18 protein-coding genes and 1 pseudogene are annotated in these 20483 nt (G+C 64.3%); 11 read left to right on the top strand and 8 right to left on the bottom strand.

The window, feature by feature from the left end; all coding sequences use genetic code 11:
- Window positions 1-27: 27 nt before the first annotated feature.
- The 3 genes and pseudogenes from ASG64_RS10445 to ASG64_RS10435 form a co-directional block, all read left to right on the top strand.
- Window positions 28-627: pseudogene (locus tag ASG64_RS10445) on the top strand (transposase); the annotation flags it as partial.
- Between the two features lie 70 nt (window positions 628-697).
- Complete coding sequence (locus ASG64_RS10440; RefSeq protein WP_056074308.1) at window positions 698-1207, top strand: hypothetical protein; 510 nt, start codon at window positions 698-700, stop codon at window positions 1205-1207.
- Between the two features lie 18 nt (window positions 1208-1225).
- Window positions 1226-2689, top strand: a complete 1464-nt coding sequence (locus ASG64_RS10435; RefSeq protein WP_156388345.1) for a cytochrome P450 — start codon at window positions 1226-1228, stop codon at window positions 2687-2689.
- Window positions 2690-2693: 4 nt separating this feature from the next.
- Here ASG64_RS10435 and ASG64_RS10430 read toward each other — a convergent pair whose 3' ends face one another.
- The 3 genes from ASG64_RS10430 to ASG64_RS10420 form a co-directional block, all read right to left on the bottom strand.
- Complete coding sequence (locus tag ASG64_RS10430) at window positions 2694-3269, bottom strand: zeta toxin family protein (RefSeq protein ID WP_056073380.1); 576 nt, start codon at window positions 3267-3269, stop codon at window positions 2694-2696.
- Window positions 3270-3273: 4 nt separating this feature from the next.
- Window positions 3274-3624 (bottom strand): TA system antitoxin ParD family protein, encoded by a 351-nt coding sequence (locus ASG64_RS10425; protein WP_052493090.1) that lies wholly within the window; start codon window positions 3622-3624, stop codon window positions 3274-3276.
- A 69-nt stretch (window positions 3625-3693) separates the two neighbouring features.
- Complete coding sequence (locus tag ASG64_RS10420; RefSeq protein ID WP_235579569.1) at window positions 3694-5583, bottom strand: helicase-related protein; 1890 nt, start codon at window positions 5581-5583, stop codon at window positions 3694-3696.
- A gap of 394 nt (window positions 5584-5977) precedes the next feature.
- On the opposite strand from ASG64_RS10420, the gene ASG64_RS10415 reads away from it, so the two are divergent.
- Window positions 5978-6445: a 5' nucleotidase, NT5C type gene (locus ASG64_RS10415; RefSeq protein WP_056073373.1), complete on the top strand. Its 468-nt coding sequence runs from the start codon at window positions 5978-5980 to the stop codon at window positions 6443-6445.
- Window positions 6442-7182 carry a hypothetical protein gene (locus ASG64_RS21895; RefSeq protein ID WP_056073370.1) on the top strand — a complete coding sequence of 247 codons (741 nt, stop codon included), beginning with the start codon at window positions 6442-6444 and terminating at the stop codon, window positions 7180-7182. The genes ASG64_RS10415 and ASG64_RS21895 overlap by 4 nt, the downstream gene beginning before the upstream one ends.
- An 8-nt stretch (window positions 7183-7190) precedes the next feature.
- Here ASG64_RS21895 and ASG64_RS10405 read toward each other — a convergent pair whose 3' ends face one another.
- Both ASG64_RS10405 and ASG64_RS10400 read right to left on the bottom strand, forming a co-directional pair.
- Complete coding sequence (locus tag ASG64_RS10405; protein WP_056073367.1) at window positions 7191-8816, bottom strand: long-chain fatty acid--CoA ligase; 1626 nt, start codon at window positions 8814-8816, stop codon at window positions 7191-7193.
- Window positions 8817-8903: 87 nt separating this feature from the next.
- On the bottom strand, window positions 8904-9716 hold the full coding sequence (locus ASG64_RS10400; RefSeq protein ID WP_442971145.1) for an acyl-CoA thioesterase: 813 nt from the start codon (window positions 9714-9716) through the stop codon (window positions 8904-8906).
- A gap of 290 nt (window positions 9717-10006) precedes the next feature.
- Between ASG64_RS10400 and chvE the strand changes: the two genes are divergently transcribed.
- From chvE to ASG64_RS10375, 5 genes are all read left to right on the top strand, one after another.
- The gene (chvE, locus tag ASG64_RS10395; protein ID WP_042572971.1) at window positions 10007-11140 is read left to right on the top strand and encodes a multiple monosaccharide ABC transporter substrate-binding protein; all 1134 of its coding nucleotides are present in this window, start codon (window positions 10007-10009) and stop codon (window positions 11138-11140) included.
- Window positions 11141-11148: 8 nt separating this feature from the next.
- On the top strand, window positions 11149-12687 hold the full coding sequence (gene mmsA / locus ASG64_RS10390; protein WP_056074307.1) for a multiple monosaccharide ABC transporter ATP-binding protein: 1539 nt from the start codon (window positions 11149-11151) through the stop codon (window positions 12685-12687).
- Window positions 12684-14018 (top strand): multiple monosaccharide ABC transporter permease, encoded by a 1335-nt coding sequence (gene mmsB / locus ASG64_RS10385; protein WP_056073361.1) that lies wholly within the window; start codon window positions 12684-12686, stop codon window positions 14016-14018. The genes mmsA and mmsB overlap by 4 nt, the downstream gene beginning before the upstream one ends.
- 86 nt (window positions 14019-14104) lie before the next feature.
- Window positions 14105-15091: a LacI family DNA-binding transcriptional regulator gene (locus ASG64_RS10380; protein ID WP_235579568.1), complete on the top strand. Its 987-nt coding sequence runs from the start codon at window positions 14105-14107 to the stop codon at window positions 15089-15091.
- A gap of 72 nt (window positions 15092-15163) precedes the next feature.
- Window positions 15164-16909, top strand: coding sequence for a TerD family protein (locus ASG64_RS10375; RefSeq protein WP_056074306.1), 1746 nt, complete (start codon window positions 15164-15166; stop codon window positions 16907-16909).
- 72 nt (window positions 16910-16981) lie between these two features.
- Here the strand turns inward: ASG64_RS10375 and ASG64_RS10370 are convergent, their stop codons facing one another.
- The gene (locus ASG64_RS10370; RefSeq protein ID WP_056073355.1) at window positions 16982-18079 is read right to left on the bottom strand and encodes an HNH endonuclease; all 1098 of its coding nucleotides are present in this window, start codon (window positions 18077-18079) and stop codon (window positions 16982-16984) included.
- A gap of 18 nt (window positions 18080-18097) precedes the next feature.
- Between ASG64_RS10370 and ASG64_RS10365 the strand changes: the two genes are divergently transcribed.
- The gene (locus ASG64_RS10365; protein WP_056074305.1) at window positions 18098-18397 is read left to right on the top strand and encodes a nucleoside triphosphate pyrophosphohydrolase; all 300 of its coding nucleotides are present in this window, start codon (window positions 18098-18100) and stop codon (window positions 18395-18397) included.
- A gap of 7 nt (window positions 18398-18404) precedes the next feature.
- Here ASG64_RS10365 and ASG64_RS10360 read toward each other — a convergent pair whose 3' ends face one another.
- Window positions 18405-19136 carry an HD domain-containing protein gene (locus ASG64_RS10360; protein ID WP_056073352.1) on the bottom strand — a complete coding sequence of 244 codons (732 nt, stop codon included), beginning with the start codon at window positions 19134-19136 and terminating at the stop codon, window positions 18405-18407.
- The gene (locus ASG64_RS22250) at window positions 19133-20473 is read right to left on the bottom strand and encodes a hypothetical protein (RefSeq protein WP_327212892.1); all 1341 of its coding nucleotides are present in this window, start codon (window positions 20471-20473) and stop codon (window positions 19133-19135) included. Before ASG64_RS22250 ends, ASG64_RS10360 begins: the two co-directional genes overlap by 4 nt.
- Between the last annotated feature and the right edge of the window lie 10 nt (window positions 20474-20483).

Here is a 20483-nt window from a genome sequence, read left to right as displayed (position 1 = left end):
ACGTTGACGATCCCCGACGGGCCGATCACGAGGAGGCCAGAGGAGATCCCGGACGCGGTCACGATGATGGATCCCTTCCACGTCGTGCGCCTGGCCGGTGACGCCCTCGACAGGTGTCGGCGCCGGGTCCAACTCGCGATCCACGGGCACCGTGGGTTCAGGGACGACCCGCTCTACAAGTCGCGGCGCACGCTGCACACCGGCGCGGACCTGCTTACCGACAAGCAGAGCGACAGGCTACGCGCGCTGTTCGTTGATGACGCTCACGTCGAGGTCGAGGCGACCTGGGGTGTCTACCAGCGCATGATCGCCGCCTATCGCCACGAGGACCGGCAACGTGGCCGCGAGCTCATGGAGAAGCTGATCACCGACCTCAGCGCCGGCGTCCCCAAGGTGCTCACCGAGCTCACCACCCTGGGCCGGACCCTGAAGAAGCGAGCCGCCGACGTGCTCGCCTACTTCGAACGACCCGGCACCAGCAACGGGCCGACCGAGGCGCTCAACGGACGGCTCGAACACCTGCGCGGCTCCGCACTCGGGTTCCGCAACCTGACCAACTACATCGCCCGAAGCCTGCTCGAGACCGGCGGCTTCAGACCCCAACTCGTACACCCCCGATTGGGATGAGCCATCAAGACTCGGTAACAGTCACAAAACGATCGGTCGTTTTCTGCCTGACGGTGCCAGAGTGATGACCATGCGACAGACAACGCGTCGAGCGGCAGTGGCCTTGGCACTCGCGATCCCGGTGTTACTGGGGGTGGGCGCGGGAACGGCATCCGCTGCACCCCAGACGTCGATCTTGCAGGTGCCCGTCGTGACGGGTCTGGAGATCGGCCCGGTCAGCGTGCCCGGCGGGCTCATCCAGACCACGCCGATCAAGGCGACGGTGGGGGAGAGACCGGGCTCGGTCCGGTTCTCCGCCGCCGACATCAAGCCGTACTACTACCAGTACAACTACCGGTGGATGACGGTGCAGTGGCGCAATCTCTCGACGGGAGCGGCCGGCGCCGTCGACTTCCGCCACTGGGCCTCCGAGGATCTCTCGGCTGTCGATCCGAATGCCGGCGCCCGAGGGCTCCCGCTCGACGTCGTTGCAGATACCGGACCCGGTCAGGTCGCCGTTGTGGTGACGCAGAGCCGCCAGTTCCCGGCGCCGTTCTCCGAGACATTGTTTCCGGGACTGGACCTTCTGACAGTCCCGTGAGGTTGACCGTCACTCGTTGTGAACCATCCCAAGCGCAGTGACCTGCTGGGTACTACTGTCACGCTGAGTCCGGTTCGTGGCAGAGCCGGCCCTGTCGAGGAGCGTGGTGGCGTGGCGTCGGTGTTCGCTCAGCGCGCCAGCTACCAACGGCAGGGAATCCGTTTCATTGGCGGACCGTTGCCGTTGTCGTCGGAACAGAAAGTGTCCGACGCGTTCGGCAAGAAACTCTCGCGCGACTACCTGTTCGTCGACGATCGAGAGTCCGACTTCATCGGTACCTGGCGTGGCAGTCGAGTGCAGCTGTACGCGGTGTCGCGCCGGGCCATCGAAGCGATCGTCAACCCGAAGATCGCCGGTGTGCACATCGATCGTGACACCGCCGCGCAGTATTCGTTCGGTCAGTTGAGCCCCGATGCGCTGACGTTCTCGTCGGCGCAACAGCCTCGTTTCCGTGACCGCAAACGCAACATGATCGTGGCGACGAGCGCGGGGTCCGCCCGTGCAGCGATGACGCGCGCACTGCCGGCGCATGTTCGTGCGGACGACGACAGCATCGACCTGCGGCCGATCGTCACCGAGTGCGTCCGCGCTGCTGTGGCAGAGGCAGTGTGGGGTGACGCGGCGACGACAGTGATCGACTACGTCGACGAGAGCGGCGCCCACAAGACGCTGCCGTTCGCAGATGCGATGTACGACAACTTCTTACGCCTTCGACGCTGTGCGAACACCTACGCCATGAGAGTCGAGCCACGGCTGCAACGGTGGACGTTTTCGCGGGAGCAGCGGTGGATGCGAATCAACACTCGGACGCTGGTGCGGCACGCCTCGGTTCTGGCGGATATGCCGCTCGACGACACCATTGCCGGCCACATCAGGCGGTTGCACGGCATCTCGGGGTTCTCGTCGAACATGGTCCGTGACGACACCACGACGTCCTTCATCGCCGGCGTCGACACGACGCGCACGGCCATTCTCGCCACGCTGAAGCATCTGCTCGATCCCGCCAACACGCAGTGGAAGGACGCCTTCTCAGCTGTGCCCGTCGAGTCGCTGGGTGATTCTGCAGTGGTTCGTGCGTGCGTGATGGAAGCGTTGCGCATCGACACCCCCGGGTCCGTGTTCAACGGGCGGGTGATCGACGACTGCCGCATCGCGCTCGGTGACGGCAGTGTCGATCTGCACCGTAATACGCTGGTGATGCCGAACATTCATGCCGCGCACGCGGTTCACGGTCCGACATTCGATCCGAATCGGATACTGGACGCCCACGCGACGGATCACGTCGCCCCGCTGGTGATCCCCTTCGGCAAGGGTCCGAGATCGTGCCCTGGCAAGTCGTTCGCGTCGTCGATGATCGCGGTGTTCGTGCATGACTTCCTTCAGGCGTACCCGAACGCCGCGGTGGACACGACGCACCCGGACAACGCCTATCCGATTCACACGTCATCCGAGCATGGTCTGCATGTGTCGCTGCGTGGCTGAGGTGTCAGGTCATCAGTGCGGCGGGAGCCCACGACGGCCATGACGGGTCCCCAACCAGTCGACCATGGTCGTAACGAGCGATAACGCGAAAGGGGTTGCTTGCGTTGGTATTGTCGTAGACGCGGGCATTTTCGACGACATCGATCGCGGATCGAACCAAGGGCCACAGGCGCACGTATCGCTCACGGACCTTTGCCTCGGGCACGGAATGACCGCCGATCTCGACGCGGTTGACGACGCGGGCTACGGCCAGGTCGACCGGAATGGCGACGATATGAAGTGTGACGAGGTACCCGGCCTCGTTCGCCGTCTCGATCAGATCGAGCTTCGACGGATGCGAGAAGACTGTCTCGGTGACGAACGACGCGGCCTGTGCGAGTAAGGCCACCCGCTGTTCGGCGGCCAACCTCGATGCGTCGTACGCGTGCGCTTGTTCGTCACCGGGCCAGTTCTCGGTAGCGATCTCGTCGGCGTTGACGAAGGGAAGATGAGTGACGGGCGCCAGCACCCGAGCAAAGAAGGTGCTCTTGCCGGCGCCGTTCGGGCCGGCAAGCAGGTGCAGGACCGGGTCGCGGGTCATTCCGTCAGGGACGATGCTCGATCACAGCGCCGTCTTCGTCGCATTCGACGAAGGCCCGTCCTTCTGCCTCGAATTCGCTGCGCAGATCCAGGCCTTCTGACATCGCGTCGATTCGCTCGGACCATTCCGCGCGTACGACTGCCTGCTCTCGCGGGGTGAGCGCGTCGTAGTTCTGCCGACCTGCCAATACCCCGGCGATGTCGCGTGAGGCTATGTGATGTGAGGCCTCGATCTCACGCCCGACCAGTGCCCAGTGTGCAATTTGTTGGGCTGCGCTCCGGCTCGACGCACTGCCGACCAGCTTCGCCGATGCATACAGTTCATCGTCGACCCGTAGCGATGACGTCGTACCCATGAGCTGCTCCGTTCGTTGTCGTGCACCTAGTGTAGCAATCTGCCACAGCTATGTACTGCCGGATGATGACTAGCTGTCAGCAGTAACCCGAGCCGCCAGGAACGCTTCTGGATCGATCAGATCAGCCTGCCCGACGATCGATCCCAGGTCGGCGATTCGCTCCACTCCGGTCAGCACCATCTCCTCCTCGACGGTCCCCTCGGCGTAGCCGTAATAGCAGGTGGAGGTCGTGTGGTTGTGGTCCTTGTCGATGCGGTTGGCGCGGCCCTCGATCTGACGGATGTCGATGGGTGTCCACCGAGGGTCGTGGATCAGCGTCACCCGCGGCGCGAGAGTGGACGTCGTGCCTTCGGGCAGCAGCATCTCGTTGGTGTGCAGGTTGATGGCGCTCGTGGTGGTGGACACGATGACTGTGGCGTCACCCGTCTGGAAGCGCCGGATCTCGGCCTCCTGCTCCGGACTGCTCATGCTGCCGTCGACTACTGCAACGGCAAGCCCGCCCTCGCGCAGGTCGTCGGCGAGGGCGGCGACGGACTCGCGGTAGAACATCGACACGAACACCTGGTTGCCGGCCTTGACCCACGTGCGCACCTGGTCGGCGGATGCGGGAATGCGTAGGTACGAACACTTCTGACGAAACCGCAGTGTCGCGGCCCGCACACTCGGATTCTTCTGGAGCACCCGTTTGCCGCCGGACACCTTCCACATCGGCAGACCCACTTCCTTGCGGTAGTCGACCCACGCGGAGTTGTAGAGCCGCTTCTGCGCGGCGGTCAGCTCCTGCCCGAGCGGTTCACGTGGCGTGGGCGGGGACGGCCGCGAGATCGACCACGGCACAGCACCTCCCGACAACCATCCGTGCACGGCAGCGATATCGCGCTCGCGACGGGCAGCATTCTCTGGCTCCCAGCGCCATGTGGCCAGCCCTGTCGACGCCTTGCCGGCCTTGATCGCGAAGCCGGACTCTTCGAGGAAGTTGGCCCACTTCACGGTGAGGGCGTAGCCGAGCTGGTCGTCGTCACCCACGATCTCGACGCCGCGCGACTGCTCGATGGCTCGTGCCATGTAGGCGAAGTGCAGCGGCTGGTAGCCGGGGGTCGCGGACATCCACACCACCGACCGCGCTGCTTCCTGGTAGCGCCACACGATCTGCGACTGCTGCGATTCGATGTTCATCAACGCATGGCACTCGTCGGCGATGACGACGTCGATGTCGAATCGCAGTTCGCCGAGCGTGATCGTTCGTTTGTTCTGTGTCCGTTTGCGTTTCCCTAGATCGGTGTCCGGTGGGACGGACAGCAGCTTCTTCGTCGACTGGTACGTGACCAGAAGCCAGCGCTTACGGTCGGAGGGCTCGATATCGGCTTCGCTGTCCGCGATCGTCCGACGCCACCCCGGCAGCGCTCCCTTCGGTGCGACGACTAGCACGGTGCCGATCTCGGCAGCAGACATCTGCCGCACCGCCTCGCACACCGACAGGGTCTTGCCCAAGCCGGTGGAGTCCATCTGCGCGAAGTAGGGGAAGCCCTCCTCGAGGGCAGTGAGCTGCCGATGTACCGATTCGAGCTGGGTGTCGCGAGGCAGCAGCGAACGGGCATGCACCGTCTCGGGGCGCCAGGTCTCGTTGGCGTCGTCCTCGAGCCACCGCTGCAGGCTGTAGGGCATCGACTCGTACGGCTGCAGGTACTCGGGCAGCTCGGTGCCGTAGTACGCGAACACTCGTGGGCCTGGATACCAGCGCGCTCCTGCAGCACTCGCGGCGGAGCGTTCCTCGAAGGGAACGTCCAGCACCCACACGCGCTCACCGGCGTCGGGCACGCGCAGGTCCGGAGCTGCGGTCTTCTTCGCGGGTGCGCTGCGCTTGGTCGGCTTCTTGGCAGTGCCGGCGAACTTCCGGGCTGCGCTGCTCTGCCCGGCCTTCACGGTGCGAGTCGTGGTGGAGCGTCTACGTGGTGGCATCGGGAACATCCTCTCCGATCGCAACTGGTGGTCACGACAAGGGTCGTCGGCGGGAGTGGGGTCCTGTGCCGTGGGAACCAGGCACTGCCGAGAATGGCATCGACGTCCGACACCGTCGACAAGGTTGGATACGACCGGGCCATATCCAACCTTGTGGCCATAAGGTTGGATATGGCCGGTGGGGGCCTACCTCAGTCCCTGCGTTCTCAGCACGCCAGGGGGCGCGGTGGGCCCAACGACCGGTTTTGCCCCGGGGTGACACAGCCAGTGCACAGAGCAATCGGTGGAATGTGCGAGTGAACAATCGAGTCCGCATCCATGTCAGTGCGCACTGCTATGTTGAATTTGCCTCCACTCGGACGGCAACCCCCTCATTTCTCTCACCGGGAGACGCATGCCTGACAAGAAGATTCTGTACGTCGACCTCGACAACACACTGGTCAATTTTCAATCCGGGATCGACCGACTGCACCCCTCCGAGATCGTCGGCTTCGAGAAAGACCTGGACGAGGTTCCACGCATCTTCTCGCTCATGGATCCGATCGACGGTGCGTTGGAAGCTTACAAATTGCTGGCTGAGCATTTTGATACCTACATCTTGTCCACCGCTCCGTGGAAGAACGCCCAGGCGTGGCACGACAAGGTCAAGTGGGTGCAGTGGCACTTGGGATACGAGTCGGGGTCGGTGGCTTACAAGCGCCTCATCCTCTCTCACCACAAGAACTTGAACCGGGGAGACTTTCTGGTGGACGATCGACGTGCCAACGGTGCAGAGACATTCGAGGGCGAGCTGATCCCGTTCGGTACCGAGAAATTCGCGACCTGGGACGACGTGACCAACTATCTTCTCCCGCTGGCTTGACCGGCGAGGACGGCCTGTTCGCCACTGCGGAACTTCTCAGCAGGACGGGCGACCTGAATGAGTCGAGCGCACCCACCCCGTGGCTGGTGAGGCAAGTCCGGGCATCGCAGCACGACGCCGAACAGTTGGCCCAGTGGACGTCGTCGACGGTGATCGACGACAACGTACAAGCACCGGTGTTCGACGAGGCAACCTTTGCCTGGCTCCATCGAGGCCTGCCCGGTGGTTACGAATTCCCCATCGGCCATGCGGGACTCATGCACACCTACGGCTACCTGCTGTCGACGGTGGTCACCCCGTACGGATTGAAGCGTCAGAGGTGGCTCACGAACGACCTGGCCATCGCGTTCGGCAAGGAACCCACGTACCTTCACCCGACGGCATCCGAGACGCCGATGATGGAGCGTGTCGCGTCGACAGTGCTGCCGGCGCTGGCCGATCCACGTCGAACCACACGCGCCGTCCTCGCCTTCGACGAGGTGATCGACAGTGGAAGCGCGATGCGCACCGTCTACGTCGCCGATCCCCGAAGCGGCTCGACCGCAGTCGTGTACGGACTGGTGACGAGTTCGACGGCCCAGATCGTCTCGACCTTCCCCGTCCAGCCCCTGACAGAAGAGTGGGCGCGGACTCGACTGAGTGAGCCGACCCGGTACCGCTTCAACTACGCCCCACCCGCAGCTCCACCGGGGAGTGCCTTCGAGGGGTCCACGGACCTCCTGGTCTCTCGCGTCTGACGTTCGCGTCAGCCGACCTCGACGACCTCCAGCGCACCGTCCGCATGTGACCCTCGCAGCCGCTTCTTGTCGAACTTGCCGACGCTCGTCTTGGGTACCTCGTCGATGAAGGTCCACCGTTCGGGCAACTGCCAGTGTGCAACTCGTCCGTCGAGGAAGTCGCGCAGCTCCTCCGCGGTCACGGTCTGGCCGTCTCGCACGACGACCGCGACCAGTGGCCGCTCGTCCCATTTCGGGTCAGGCACGCCTATGACGGCTGCCTCGCGTACGGCCGGATGTTCCATTACGTGATTCTCGAGTTCGACCGACGAGATCCACTCGCCGCCGGACTTGATGATGTCCTTGGACCGGTCCGTCAAGGTGAGGTAGCCACCCTCGGAAATCGTGCCGACGTCGCCGGTCCGCAGCCACCCGTCGTCGAACTTGTCCGCCGAGTCGACCTTGTAGTAGCTGCCGGTGATCCACGGCCCCCGCACTTCGAGTTCGCCGACATGCTTCCCGTCCCACGGCAACACGGCACCGGAGTCATCGACAAGCCGCGCCCGCACCGCCGAGACGAAACGGCCCTGGGTGCACCGCAGGTCGAATTCGTCCTGCGGCGACAAGCCGACGTCCGGGCGCCCGGACGTGCCGAGCGGTGACGTCTCGGTCATGCCCCACGCCTGCGAGATGTGGATGCCGTACTTCTCGTGGAAGGCCCGCAGAAGACTCGGCGGGCACGCACTGCCGCCCACGGTGACGTCGCGCAGGCTCGACAGGTCCGCCGGGTGGTCCTCGAGGTGGACCAGAAGTGCCTGCCAGATCGTCGGAACAGCGGCCGCGGCGGTCGGCTTGAGAGTGGTCATCATTTCGGCGAGCGGCGCAGGCTGCAGGAAGCGGTCCGGCATGATGAGCGACGCCCCCACCATCAGCGCGGCGTACGGCAGTCCCCAGGACATGGCATGGAACATCGGCACGATGGCCAAGACCGTGTCGGACTGCGCGAGTGCCATCGCGTCGGTCATGCAGACCTGCATCGAATGCAGCCAGATCGACCTGTGCGAGTAGACGACGCCCTTCGGATCTCCGGTCGTTCCCGAGGTGTAACACATTGCGGCAGCTGAACGTTCGTCGAGCTCGGGCCAGTCGAACTCCTCGGGGTAACCGGCGAGGACGTCCTCGTAGCCGAGTACCTCGATGCCCTCGGGGGCCTGCACCTGAGAGGGGTCGGCGCCCACGACGATGAGATGGCGGACCGTCGACATGGTCGGCAGCAACGGCGTCAGCAGGGGGAGCAGGCTGGCGTCGGCGATGATGACGCTGTCCTCGGCATGTTCGACGATGTAGGTGAGCTGCTCGGGGAACAGGCGAATGTTCAGCGTGTGCAGCACGGCACCCATGGCCGGCACGGCCATGTAGGCCTCCATGTGTTGCGAGTTGTTCCACATGAAGGTGGCGACGCGCTGATCGCCGTCGATACCGAGTGCTCGGAGGCCATGTGCGAGCTGCGCGGCCCGTCGCCCCAAGTCGGCGAACGCGATGGTGGACGGACCGGTCTCGCTCCACGTCATGATCTGTGCCGACGCGTGAATGGACGTTCCGTACCGGACGAGCTGGCCGATGGACATCGGCGTGTCCTGCATGGTGCTCTTCATGACTCTCCTGCTGGTCGATCCGCGCGGCGCGCAAGCAACGTGCCCTGCGTCACATTGTGCACACTGCGGACCGGCAGGTGTCCGATATCAGTCCTTGTAGTAGACGACCTGGTGACCGGTGGCGAGCAAAGTGCCGGTGGTGCTCCACAACTCGGCGGTCTGATCGAAGTAGCCCTTGTGGAAGCGTCGGGCATGGGCTGTGGCGAGGACGAAGTCGTCGGATTGGGCGGCCAGATCGTCTGCGGTGGCGAAGTAGTGGACCGTCAGCGAGATCGTGCCGGCGGCGACGTACTTTCCTCGACGCTGGAAGACGCGGGGGTAGAAGATGTCGCTCATCGACGTGAGCGAGGTGAAGTCGAGCGGGCGGGGAGGGGAGTCGCGAACCCACAGCGTCGCCACGGAATCGGCCGCTTCCGTCTCCGTCAACGCGCCGGCGGTGAAGCGCATGTCGTAGTTGTTCGCCCAGGCGATGAACTCCGGGAAATCGACGGACTCGACGTCGGAGGGCGCGGGTACGGAGGGAGGAGAGGACTCGAGCGAGTCCCAGGTTTCCCGTCGGGTGCCGAAGACGGCGGTGGCTGTCGTCGCGACCGTTCCGTCCTGGCTCAGTTCGAGGTACCAGTGCTGGTTGCTGCGGTTGGTGCGCACGGCGCGGGCCGAAATCTCGAAAGCGCCCTCGGCGACGGGCCCGGCGAAGTTCACTGTGAGGGAGACAGGGTCACCCAGTCGGGCGGGGTGCATCTCGACGGCGCGGATCAGCGTCGCCGCGGTGACGCCGCCGAACGGGCCGACCATGTTGTTGTAGGGCTTCGACGTATGGCCTCGGTAGAGTCCGTCGCCGAGGTTCTCCAGCGACAGGGCGTCGTCGAAGACATGGTGTCCCGCGTGGCTCATGGTGATCCTCACTCCGTAGTTATGCCAGGAAGCATAACTCGCGGCCCGGCGATTGAGCCGAAACTCCCTCCGAAAACTCTGCGCGGCGAACGCTGACGTGTTAACGCTAACAACCGCGTCTGCCCAGTTCGGGGAGCACGTTGACAACGGTTCTGTTATCGCTCACACTCTTCAAGCGGTGTGACTCGGACCACAGGCGTTCATGCGTACGCGACGTGGCATGACGAACACCTCGGAGCTCGAAGCGGGTCGGACGCGCGCCGACCATGAACGACCACCACCACCAGGGAGACACGATGAAGTTCCGATATCTACCCGTAGCTGCTGCCGCGGTCGCCATCGCGATCACGGTGTCGGCCTGCGGATCGAGCACCAAGGACGCTGACGCTCCGACGACCGGAGGGGACACGGCCGGCGCTCTGATCGGTGTCACCATGCCGACCAAGTCGTCCGCTCGATGGATCGCCGACGGCGACAACCTCAAGAGCGCGCTCGAGTCGAAGGGCTACAAGGTCGACCTGCAGTACGCCGAGAACGACATCCCCACCCAGGTCAACCAGATCGAGAACCAGATCACCCAGGGCGCGAAGCTGCTGATCGTCGCCTCCGTGGACGGCACCGCCATCACCACGCAGCTGCAGGAAGCCAAGGACAACGGCATCGGCGTCATCGCGTACGACCGCCTGATCCGCAACTCGCCGAACGTCGACTACTACGCCACCTTCGACAACTACAAGGTCGGCGTCGACCAGGCCACGTCCCTGCTGGTCGGCCTGGGCCTGAAGAACGAGGACGGCACCGACAAGGCCGATGCCCCCGCCGGCCCGTTCAACATCGAGGTCTTCGCCGGTTCGCCCGACGACAACAACGCCACCTTCTTCTTCGACGGTGCCATGGAGACCCTGAAGCCGTACCTGGACAAGGGAACCCTGAAGATCGGCAGCGGTGAGTCCGACTTCGAGACGGCCGCAACCCTTCGGTGGGACCCGGCGACCGCCCAGAAGCGCATGGAAGACCTGCTGACCAAGACGTACTCGTCGGGCCAGAAGGTTCAGGGTGTGCTCTCGCCCTACGACGGCCTGTCCATCGGAATCCTGTCCGCGCTCAAGAGCAACGGATACGGAACCGCCGGTCAGCCTTACCCGATCGTCACCGGTCAGGACGCCGAGGTTCCGTCGGTCAAGTCGATCATCGCCGGTGAGCAGTACGCCACCATCTACAAGGACACCCGCGAACTGGCGGCGGTCACCATCCAGATGGCACAGGCAGTTCTCGAGGGCCAGACCCCCGAGACCAACAACACGACCGATTACGACAACGGTGAGAAGGTCGTTCCCGCCTACCTGCTGCAGCCCGAGATCGTCTACAAGGACAACTACCAGAAGCTCCTCGTCGACGGCGGCTACTACACCGAGGATCAATTGAAGTGAGTTCGGCGATGACGAGCCAGATCTTGGAAATGCGCGGGATCACCAAGACGTTCCCGGGCGTGAAAGCACTGCAGGATGTCACCTTGACGGTGGAGCGCGGCGAGATACACGCGATCTGCGGCGAGAACGGCGCGGGCAAGTCCACGCTCATGAAGGTTCTGTCGGGTGTGTATCCCCATGACACATTCGACGGCGACATCGTGTTCGACGGTCAGGCCTGCGAGTTCTCCGACATCCGGAGCAGCGAAGCCAAGGGCATCGTCATCATCCACCAGGAACTCGCGCTGAGTCCGCATCTGTCCATTGCCGAGAACATCTTCCTCGGCAACGAGCGGTCCAAGCGTGGGTTCATCGACTGGAACCGCACCAACTCCGAGGCCGCAGCCCTACTGAACCGTGTAGGGCTGCGGGAGAACCCGGTCACCGTCGTCAACGACCTCGGTGTCGGCAAGCAGCAACTCGTCGAGATCGCGAAGGCGCTGTCCAAGGACGTGACGCTGCTGATTCTCGACGAACCGACCGCAGCACTGAACGATTCGGATTCCACCCACCTCCTCGAATTGCTCCGCGGTCTGCGGGACGAGGGCATCACGTGCGTGATCATCTCGCACAAGCTCAACGAGATCGCGGCCATTGCCGACCGGACCACGATCATCCGTGACGGTCGGACCATCGAGACGCTGGACATGCGTAACCCGGATGTCACCGAGGATCGCATCATCTCGCTCATGGTCGGCCGCGATCTCGAGCACCGCTTCCCGCCGCACGAATCCACGGTGGGCGAGGAGGTGCTGCGGATCGAGGACTGGACCGTGCACAGCCCCACCCAGCACGGTCGGACCGTCGTGGACAAGGCCAACCTGACGCTGCGCCGCGGTGAGATCGTCGGTCTCGCCGGGTTGATGGGTGCCGGCCGCACGGAACTGGCCATGAGCGTCTTCGGGCGCAGCTACGGCACGGACATTTCCGGACGGTTGTACAAGTACGGCAAAGAGATTCACGTCAAGTCCGTCAACGACGCGATCGAGCACGGACTCGCGTACGCGACCGAGGATCGCAAGCGTTACGGGCTCAATCTGATCGACGACATCAAACGCAACATCTCCACCGCGGCCCTGGACAAGTTGGTCGCACACGGATTCGTCGACGACAACCACGAGTACGAGGTTGCCGAGGGTTTCCGCAAGAGCATGAACATCAAGGCTCCCAACGTGGAAGCCGTCGTCGGCAAGCTGTCCGGTGGCAACCAGCAGAAGGTCGTGTTGAGCAAGTGGATCTTCAGTGATCCGGACGTGCTCATTCTCGACGAGCCGACGCGAGGAATCGACGTCGGCGCCAAGTTCGAAATTTATTCGATCATCAACAGCCTCGCCGATGCAGGAAAGGCCGTTCTCGTGATCTCGTCCGAGCTGCCCGAACTGTTGGGGCTGTGCGATCGGATCTACGCGCTGTCCGCAGGCCGCATCACCGGTGAGGTGACTCGGGAGGACGCGACGCAGGAATCTCTCATGCATCTCATGACCCGTGGAACAGGAGTACTTCGATGAATCAGCTGTCGACCGTCCGGGGGCTGCTCACGCGAAACCTCCGCCAGAGTGGAATTTTCATCGCCTTCGCGTTGATCATCCTGCTGTTCACCGCGCTCACCGGTGGCCAACTCCTGGTGCCGCAGAACATCAGCAACATGGTGGTGCAGAACTCCTACATCCTGATCCTGGCCATCGGCATGGTCGTCATCATCATCGCCGGCCACATCGACCTGTCCGTGGGATCGGTGGTCGCGGCCACCGGCGCCATCGCCGGTGTCCTCATGGTTCAACAGAACGTGCCATGGCCGCTGGCAGTGCTGATCACGCTGGTCGTGGGCGGACTGATCGGAGCGTGGCAGGGCTACTGGGTCGCGTACTTCGGCATCCCCGCGTTCATCGTCACGCTGGCCGGCATGCTCGTCTTCCGCGCCGTCACCCTCATCGTGCTGGGCAACCAGGGCATCGGGCCGTTCCCCGGACCGGTGCGGACATTGTCCAACGGCTTCCTCCCGGGATTCCTGGGCAACGTCGGCCTCGGACCCCTGGGCGGCGCCGACATCTTCACGCTGCTCGTCGCCATCGCGGCCATCGTCGGGATCGTGTTCAGCCAGTACCGAACCCGCATGGGCCGGCAGAAGTACGGCCAGGTCGTCGATGCGTTGCCGCTGTTCATCGCCAAGCTCACCTTCGCCGGACTCCTGGTGCTGGCCATCGCCGTACAGCTGGCGCGCTTCAAGAACCTGCCCTACGTCCTGATCCTTCTCGCGGTGCTCGTCATGGGGTACTCCACGCTGGCCGGTCGAACGGTGTTCGGTCGCCACGTCTACGCCATCGGCGGCAACATCCACGCCGCATCGTTGTCGGGCATCAAGGTCAAGCCGGTCACGTTCTGGCTCTTCGTCAACATGGGTGTGCTGTCCGCCCTTGCCGGCATCATCTTCGCCGGCCGACTCAACCAGGCCGGCCCCACCGCCGGTAACGGATTCGAGCTCGACGCCATCGCGGCCGCCTTCATCGGTGGTGCAGCGGTGCAGGGCGGTGTCGGTCGCATAGTCGGCGCTCTGACCGGCGGACTGATCATCGCCGTCATCAACAGCGGAATGTCCCTCATCGGATCGCCCAGTGAGCGAGTCCAGTTGGTCAAGGGACTGGTGCTCCTCGCTGCCGTGGCGTTCGACATCTGGACGAAGCGTCGAGCCGCCAGCGGTCGAGGCGGTAAACCGGACAAGGCCGAGAAACCGGCACCGTCGAATTACATGGGTCTCCCGGTTCCGGCCGAGATGCTGGGCGGCACCACCCCGTCCGCACCCGGCCCGGCCGTCACCGTGCCACCCTCCACGCCCAACTAGACAGGCAGGAAGCGCTCGGGCGTGCTGAGATCAGGTACGACCATCGAGCGAACGGGGGGACGATGACGCCGACACGTGGACCGGCCATGACAGACGTGGCCCGACTCGCAGGCGTGTCCCACCAGACCGTGTCCCGCGTGATCAACGGTCACCCGAATGTCACCGAAGCAACGAGGACGCGGGTCAACCAGGCGATCACACAACTCGGGTATCGGCCCAACACCGCTGCCCGTGCGTTGGTCACCGGCAGTAATCGCACTATCGGCATCGTCGGGACCGGTCATGCTCTGTATGGGCCGGTCTCGACGCTGTACAGCGTCGAACGTGCTGCGCGACAGGCCGGTTACTCGGTGCTGGTGGGTGTCCCTACGTCACTCGACGAGGACGCGATCAATGCCTGCGTCCGTCGGTTGCAGAAGCAAGGTGTCGACGGCGTCGTCGTGATCGCGCCTCTCCGAACCGACAACGGTGACATCGCCGGACTGGCCGGAGACCTTCCACTCGTCGCGGTGGAGGGCTCGCCCGCCGGGGAACTGGCCGTCGTGTCCGTCGACCAGGTCGCGGGAGCGCGAGAAGCCACGTCGCACCTGTTGGACCTCGGGCACCGCGAGGTGTGGCATGTTGCAGGTCCGCTCGGTTGGTACGAGGCGGCCGACCGGGTGAGCGGCTGGCGAATGGCCCACGAGGACAGGGGTATCGACCCGCCGCCGATGTTGAACGGGGACTGGACCGCCAAATCGGGGTGCGCCGCCGGCACTGTCCTGGCGCAGATCGCGGGCGTCACCGCGGTGTTCGCGGGAAACGACTCCATGGCCCTAGGGGTGCTCCGCGCCTTCGACGCCGCCGGCCGAAGCGTTCCGCGCGATGTCAGCGTGGTCGGCTTCGACGACGTGCCCGATGCCGAGTTCTACTCGCCTCCCCTGACCACGATCCGTCAGGAATTCGGCGAAGTGGGGATCCGGAGCGTCGAGATCCTGCTCGCGCAGATCGAGTCCGGCACCCGAAGTACACGGCGCTTCAGCATCGCGCCCAGGTTGGTGACTCGAGCGAGTACCGGCACGCCGCCCGACTGACGGGCGGGCGCGATGTCGTGGTCATCATGCATAGTGACCGGGCAGTCTGTTTCCTCGCGAAGGTGGATGTCCATGCGCAGTGCAACCTCGGTGCCCGACGACCGCTGGGTCGTGGTCGACGTCGAGACGTCAGGGCTGAAGGCGAACAGTGACCGGGTGTTGAGTGTTGCTGCCCTGACCCTGGACGATCACGGACGGGTCGGGAGTGAGATGTCGACACTCGTCAATCCCGGGTGCGATCCCGGGCCGGTCCACATTCACAACCTGACACCCGAGCGGCTGGCCGGTGCTCCGCGCTTCGAAGACATCGCGCCGCACCTCATGTCGATGCTCGACGGGCGCACGATGGTGGCTCACAACGCCAGCTTCGACCACGGATTCCTGAAGCTCGAATCGATGCGGGCCGGTCTGGACATGCCGACGCGTCAGCGGCTGTGCACCTTGGCTCTGTCCCGACGACTCCAGCCGGACCTCTCGAATCACAAGCTGTCCACCCTCGCTGCGCACTGGAAGGTGATGCAGTCCCAGGCGCACGACGCGTACGACGACGCCCGCGTCCTGGCGCAGATCTTCACCCACAGCTCTCGGCTCGCGCGCTCACTCGATCTGCCGCTCCCGGTCGTCACCTGCAGTGACCGCCTGACCCTTTACCCGGACTCCATCCCTCGAAGGCAGTGCCCCTGGGAGAACCCCGGACGGCTCGATGTCGCGCACGGGTTGATCAGAGGGATGCGCGTCGTCATCAGCGGCGACACGCGCACCCCGCGACTGCGTCTGGCCGAGCAGTTGACCGATGCCGGGCTCGACGTGATGAACTCCGTCAGTAGGTACACCAGCGTCGTCGTCTGTTCCGATTCCGCGTCGGAGAGTGTGAAGGTGACTCGGGCGCGCTCGCAGGGCATTCCGGTAATTACGGAGTACGTGCTGCACGATCTGATGCGCGCCGTCCGCCCCGGCACACGAAAAGGTCCGCGGAAGCCCGTCGTGGCGACGATGCCTCTGCCGACCCCGTCCGCCGCACCCTGGTCGACTCGCCGTGTCCTGGTGATGGGCGGATCCCACGCCGAGTCGGTGCTCATGCGGTCGCGATTGATCCAACTGGGCGCCACCCCTGCCGTCAATCTGAGTGCAGGCGTGACCGACGTACTCCTGCTGTCCCACGGCGACGGTGACCCGCGTATGCCGCGCGTACGGGAACGACAGTTGACGACGCTGTCCTCGATCGACGTGGACAGAGCATTGAACCTCGACGAGGTGACTCCGCGCATCGAGGTGAGGACCCGGCGGACACTGACCCCACTCGTTCCGCGGGGCGGCGTCGTCGATCTGCCGGAGAACACCACCGTGGTGACTGTGGATGCATCATGGCGCGCCGCCGACGCCGACCCCATCGCCGTCGACGTGGTCGCATTCCTGACGACAGCGGATGACGTGGTGTCCAGCGACGAAGACTTCGTGTTCTACAACGCCCCGTCGACGTCCGACGGGGCAGTGGTGCTGTCCCTCGACGGGGACAGCGAGCAGGGCGTCCGCATCGATCTGAGTGCCGTGCCCGACGACATCGAGCGCATCGTGATCGCCGCGGCGATCGAGAACGAGCACACGTTCGGTGATGTCGGTGCGGTGTCCATCTCGCTCTCCACGCCCGAATCGCGTATCGCGACTGCAGTGTTGGATGCCGCAACTACCGAGCGGAGTCTCATTCTGACCGAGATCTACCGGCGGGGCACCGCGTGGAGATTCCGAGCAGTGGGGCAGGGGTACGACGATGGTCTCGCCGCTCTGGCAACCCGGTACGGAGTCGTTGTCGACGACTGATCAGCGCCCGCACCACCATCCGCGCGTGGCGCAACCCTCGCGGCCTGAAGGTCGTTGCTGACGCCGTGAGACTCAGCCGTGGAAAACTACTTTCGAGTGCAGCCACGTGACATCCCGAGTGAGGGGAACGACGTCGCCCGGCGCGCGCCACAGCGGTGACGCATCGGGCTGAGTGGCGTAGAGACCCCGAGCAGCAGTGACGACTCGGTGGTACTGAACTGGCCACGTGATGGCCGCGGCCAGACTTGTCAATCGATCGGGATCGCGATCCAGTGCTCGAGATACGTGGGTGCGTTCAGGGAGCAGATCGGATTTGCTCGTGTTGCACCGCGAGCAGGCGAGCACCAGGTTGGCCAGTCCGTCCAGTCCGACTCGGGACCAGGGCAGGACGTGGTCGACATGGGCTGCCGGCCCCACCCGTGATCCGCAGTAGAAGCAGCGGTCCCCGTACTCGTCGATCAGGACCTGCCGTGGTCTCTGCAGAGCGATGCGGTCCTGGCCGAAGAGATGCCCCTCGAAGTCTGGGACGCCGTCGGACAATGCAGGGTTCATTCGACGCACGTCGTCTACCCATGCAAGCAAGAAACCTGGCTTGAGAAGACCGGACAAGCGCGCGAGGCCGAAAGCGACACCCGGATACAGGGTGATGCGATTACCGACTTCTGCGATCCGCTTCCTGCCCACCGCGTCGTTCATCCAGGAATCGTCGTAGAGAAACGTCGAGTGGGTCGAGGCGCCCGGAACCTTCTGCAGGCGATGAAGTGGCTGTTGGATCATGGTCAGCCGAACTGTGTCGACCGTCTTCTCCCACAGTTCGGGTGCCGAAGCGGCCGCGGTCTCGAGAGGAAGATCGCGGCCGAACGACCGGGTCTGCGCGGCCAACTGCCGCACCGCATCCGGGATTTTCGCGATCCGGTTGGACGACTGCCGGAGGTACACGCCCTCGAAGTCGCGCACCTGACGCCAATAGAGGGCGATGACGCGTTCCGCGAGGTCCGTCAAGTCGACGTCGATGGTCGCATCCTGTTCCGCAGGAACGTGTTCGACGCAGTACTCGAGTAGAGCGACCAGGACTGCGAGCTTGTAGGTCGCGACTCGTGCCCCGCTGTCCAGAACACTGACCAGATGTTGGCCGAGCGTCAGGGCGTCGGTTGGCGTGCGCGGGTGCATGGCATCAAACTTAGCGATATGGGCAAACTCGTTCGCGATCTGATTCCCGACATCATCGAGCAGTCGGGCCGTATACCTCGGACGCGACAGCTCGACACACACGAGTTCGAGCTGGCACTCGCCGAGAAGCTGATGGAGGAGGCCGACGAGTTCCGACGCGCCGGTCGCGACGACCGGCCGGAAGAGCTGGCGGACGTGTTCGAGGTCGTTAGTTGTCTGGCGACGTCCCTAGGGCTCACGATGGCTGATGTGGCCGCCCTAGCGGCGGACAAGCGGGAGCGGCGCGGTGGCTTCGCAGATCGCGTCTGGTTGGAATGACGCGGTATCAGCCACTGGTCTGTTCCCTGATCGACGCCAGGTGACCGCGCAATTCCTGCATCCCGTCCGCCGTGAGACCGAGCGCCTCGCCGTGCTCGGTGGCGGCAGCCTCGAAGATCTCGACGAGCGGCGCGTACTTGCGCAGCAGCTTGGCTCGCTTTGCCTCGTCTGCGAGGTACTTCAGGCTGCCGGCGTTGTCGACGAAGTCGGACACCTTGACCAGGAAAACCTTCGGGTCGCGGATTACTGTCGTCACGTGTTCGGCGTACTGCGTTGCGCGATCCCGGCCGTTCTTCGGCGGAGTGGTCACGGCATCGACGAGCCTGGCGACCTCCGCGCCGAAGTGGGTCTCGATAGCGCCGAGTGCAGTCGAGCCGCCGAGTACCTCGACGATGCGGTCCGCCTGGTCCTCGACGGTGTCGTGCAGGGCGGTAGCCACCAGAACGTCGAGGTCCGAGCACCCGTACCTGCTCAGTCTCAGCACATTTCGAGACGGATGCGTGATGTAGGGGTCGTTGATCTGATCACCGCGCGCAGTACGCCGTTGCGTCAGGTGTGCGTACGACGCGACAGCGAGCGCGTCCTGCAGAGAGGAGGTGTCGAGTCCGTGGCCACCTACCTCGTAGCGGATGGCGTGGGCGAGCAGCGATGGATCCATGTCTTTCAGAGGAACATCGCGCACTGCGCGGGTGAGGGCGTCGGACGTCGACGGCATGGTGTCCTTTCGGTCGGAGGTCATGAAGTGCGGGGGAGGTGGTCGACGAATTCGTACGAGCATCCCAGGGAACTGCGCTTGTCCGTGACTCCGTTCTGGCGGAACCACGCGACGCACGCGTTGGCGATCAAATGCGTATCACGGGTGAACAGGTAGCCGTCCGTGCAGTCGTCGAAATGATCGTCGTGATGCCAGAGGTCCAGTTCCAACCCCTCGACACCATGGTCGGCCAGTCGGAGTCGCTGGAGAACGGCTCGCGATCGTCGCACCATGTAGACACCGTCGTCGAGGACGTGGATCTGCGCGTTGAACACGTCCCCCTCGTCGTCTGGGTCGTAGTCGTTGGGACCGAGTTCGATGATCAGTCCGGCGGGCTTGTCGTACATCGATTCCATCAACCATGCTGCGGTGCCGTCGGAATCGTCGACGGGCAGAACTCGGCCGTATCCGTCGGTGATGTTGTCGAGTAGGCCACCGCTGGGCAGGGGAGCGATCCATGCGTCGATGGCGTCGCCGTTCCTCTGAAGGTTCGCGATGCCGTCGTCGGTCAACCAAGCGGGGCCGTGGAAGAACTGCTCGACGCCGGACATACCGTCCGAGTTGGTGTACTTCGCGTACCAGTTGTCCAGGTCGACATCCTTGTCGGTGACGACGACGCATCTGGTGCCGTCGATGCGGAGTGCGTACTGCCACTGCGGGATTGCAGTCGGTCGTCTGTCGACGCGCGGACGAGAGTGCTCCCGTTTCCACACCGCGGTCTCGACTGCTCTGATGCGCGTGATGGACCACTCACCGCTGATGGAGTGCAAGGATTTTGCCGTGAGCTGGCAGGCCCAGGACACGTCGCGGTCGCGCCTCGACACGATGATGTGGTCGAGTCCGTTCTCGGCGACGACGGCGTCGGCGCGCTCGCCGAACGGGAAGTGCCGGGCGAGCTCGATAGCGCCGTGATCGGCATCGAAGGGCTCGACCTCGATGATGACGGTGTACCGCGTGCCCTCACTCGCCGGCAGTCGGCGAGTGCGGGGTAGGCGACTGTCGGCCATGTGGGGGTTAGTGGACCAGAGGTCCGATCTGCTCGTCTCGACACCGAGGACGGTCCACTCCTTCGCGAGCCTGTCGACAGCATGGAGAGCGGCCTGCCCTGAGACCCACCATCCGCTACCGGGTACGTCGAGGACGACGCGTGCGTGACCGAGCAGGGAACGGTCGATCCTGGCCGCGTCGTCACCGACCAGGTGCAGCAGCCGGAGATATTCGTCCGGTTCGATCTGGTCGAAGGGTCGGTCGATCTCGACTGCGATAGTGAAACCGGGATTGCCGGCGGGGATACCGCCCAAGCCGCGACTGTCGTGGTCCATGTGGTTCTCG

The organism is Rhodococcus sp. Leaf247 (assembly GCF_001426185.1).
Taxonomy (GTDB): domain Bacteria; phylum Actinomycetota; class Actinomycetes; order Mycobacteriales; family Mycobacteriaceae; genus Rhodococcoides.
The sequence above is the reverse complement of the archived record's forward strand: the minus strand, read 5'-3'. Positions and strand labels throughout refer to the sequence as shown.

Excerpts from the sequence above, each read along its gene's own strand:
- ASG64_RS10440 (WP_056074308.1), top strand. The coding sequence starts at position 698 with ATGCGACAGACAACGCGTCGAGCGGCAGTGGCCTTGGCACTCGCGATC.
- ASG64_RS10430 (WP_056073380.1), bottom strand. The coding sequence starts at position 3,269 with ATGACCCGCGACCCGGTCCTGCACCTGCTTGCCGGCCCGAACGGCGCC.
- ASG64_RS10425 (WP_052493090.1), bottom strand. The coding sequence starts at position 3,624 with ATGGGTACGACGTCATCGCTACGGGTCGACGATGAACTGTATGCATCG.
- ASG64_RS10420 (WP_235579569.1), bottom strand. The coding sequence starts at position 5,583 with ATGCCACCACGTAGACGCTCCACCACGACTCGCACCGTGAAGGCCGGG.
- ASG64_RS10415 (WP_056073373.1), top strand. The coding sequence starts at position 5,978 with ATGCCTGACAAGAAGATTCTGTACGTCGACCTCGACAACACACTGGTC.
- ASG64_RS10405 (WP_056073367.1), bottom strand. The coding sequence starts at position 8,816 with ATGAAGAGCACCATGCAGGACACGCCGATGTCCATCGGCCAGCTCGTC.
- chvE (WP_042572971.1), top strand. The coding sequence starts at position 10,007 with ATGAAGTTCCGATATCTACCCGTAGCTGCTGCCGCGGTCGCCATCGCG.
- mmsA (WP_056074307.1), top strand. The coding sequence starts at position 11,149 with ATGACGAGCCAGATCTTGGAAATGCGCGGGATCACCAAGACGTTCCCG.
- mmsB (WP_056073361.1), top strand. The coding sequence starts at position 12,684 with ATGAATCAGCTGTCGACCGTCCGGGGGCTGCTCACGCGAAACCTCCGC.
- ASG64_RS10380 (WP_235579568.1), top strand. The coding sequence starts at position 14,105 with ATGACAGACGTGGCCCGACTCGCAGGCGTGTCCCACCAGACCGTGTCC.
- ASG64_RS10375 (WP_056074306.1), top strand. The coding sequence starts at position 15,164 with ATGCGCAGTGCAACCTCGGTGCCCGACGACCGCTGGGTCGTGGTCGAC.
- ASG64_RS10370 (WP_056073355.1), bottom strand. The coding sequence starts at position 18,079 with ATGCACCCGCGCACGCCAACCGACGCCCTGACGCTCGGCCAACATCTG.
- ASG64_RS10365 (WP_056074305.1), top strand. The coding sequence starts at position 18,098 with ATGGGCAAACTCGTTCGCGATCTGATTCCCGACATCATCGAGCAGTCG.
- ASG64_RS10360 (WP_056073352.1), bottom strand. The coding sequence starts at position 19,136 with ATGACCTCCGACCGAAAGGACACCATGCCGTCGACGTCCGACGCCCTC.
- ASG64_RS22250 (WP_327212892.1), bottom strand. The coding sequence starts at position 20,473 with ATGGACCACGACAGTCGCGGCTTGGGCGGTATCCCCGCCGGCAATCCC.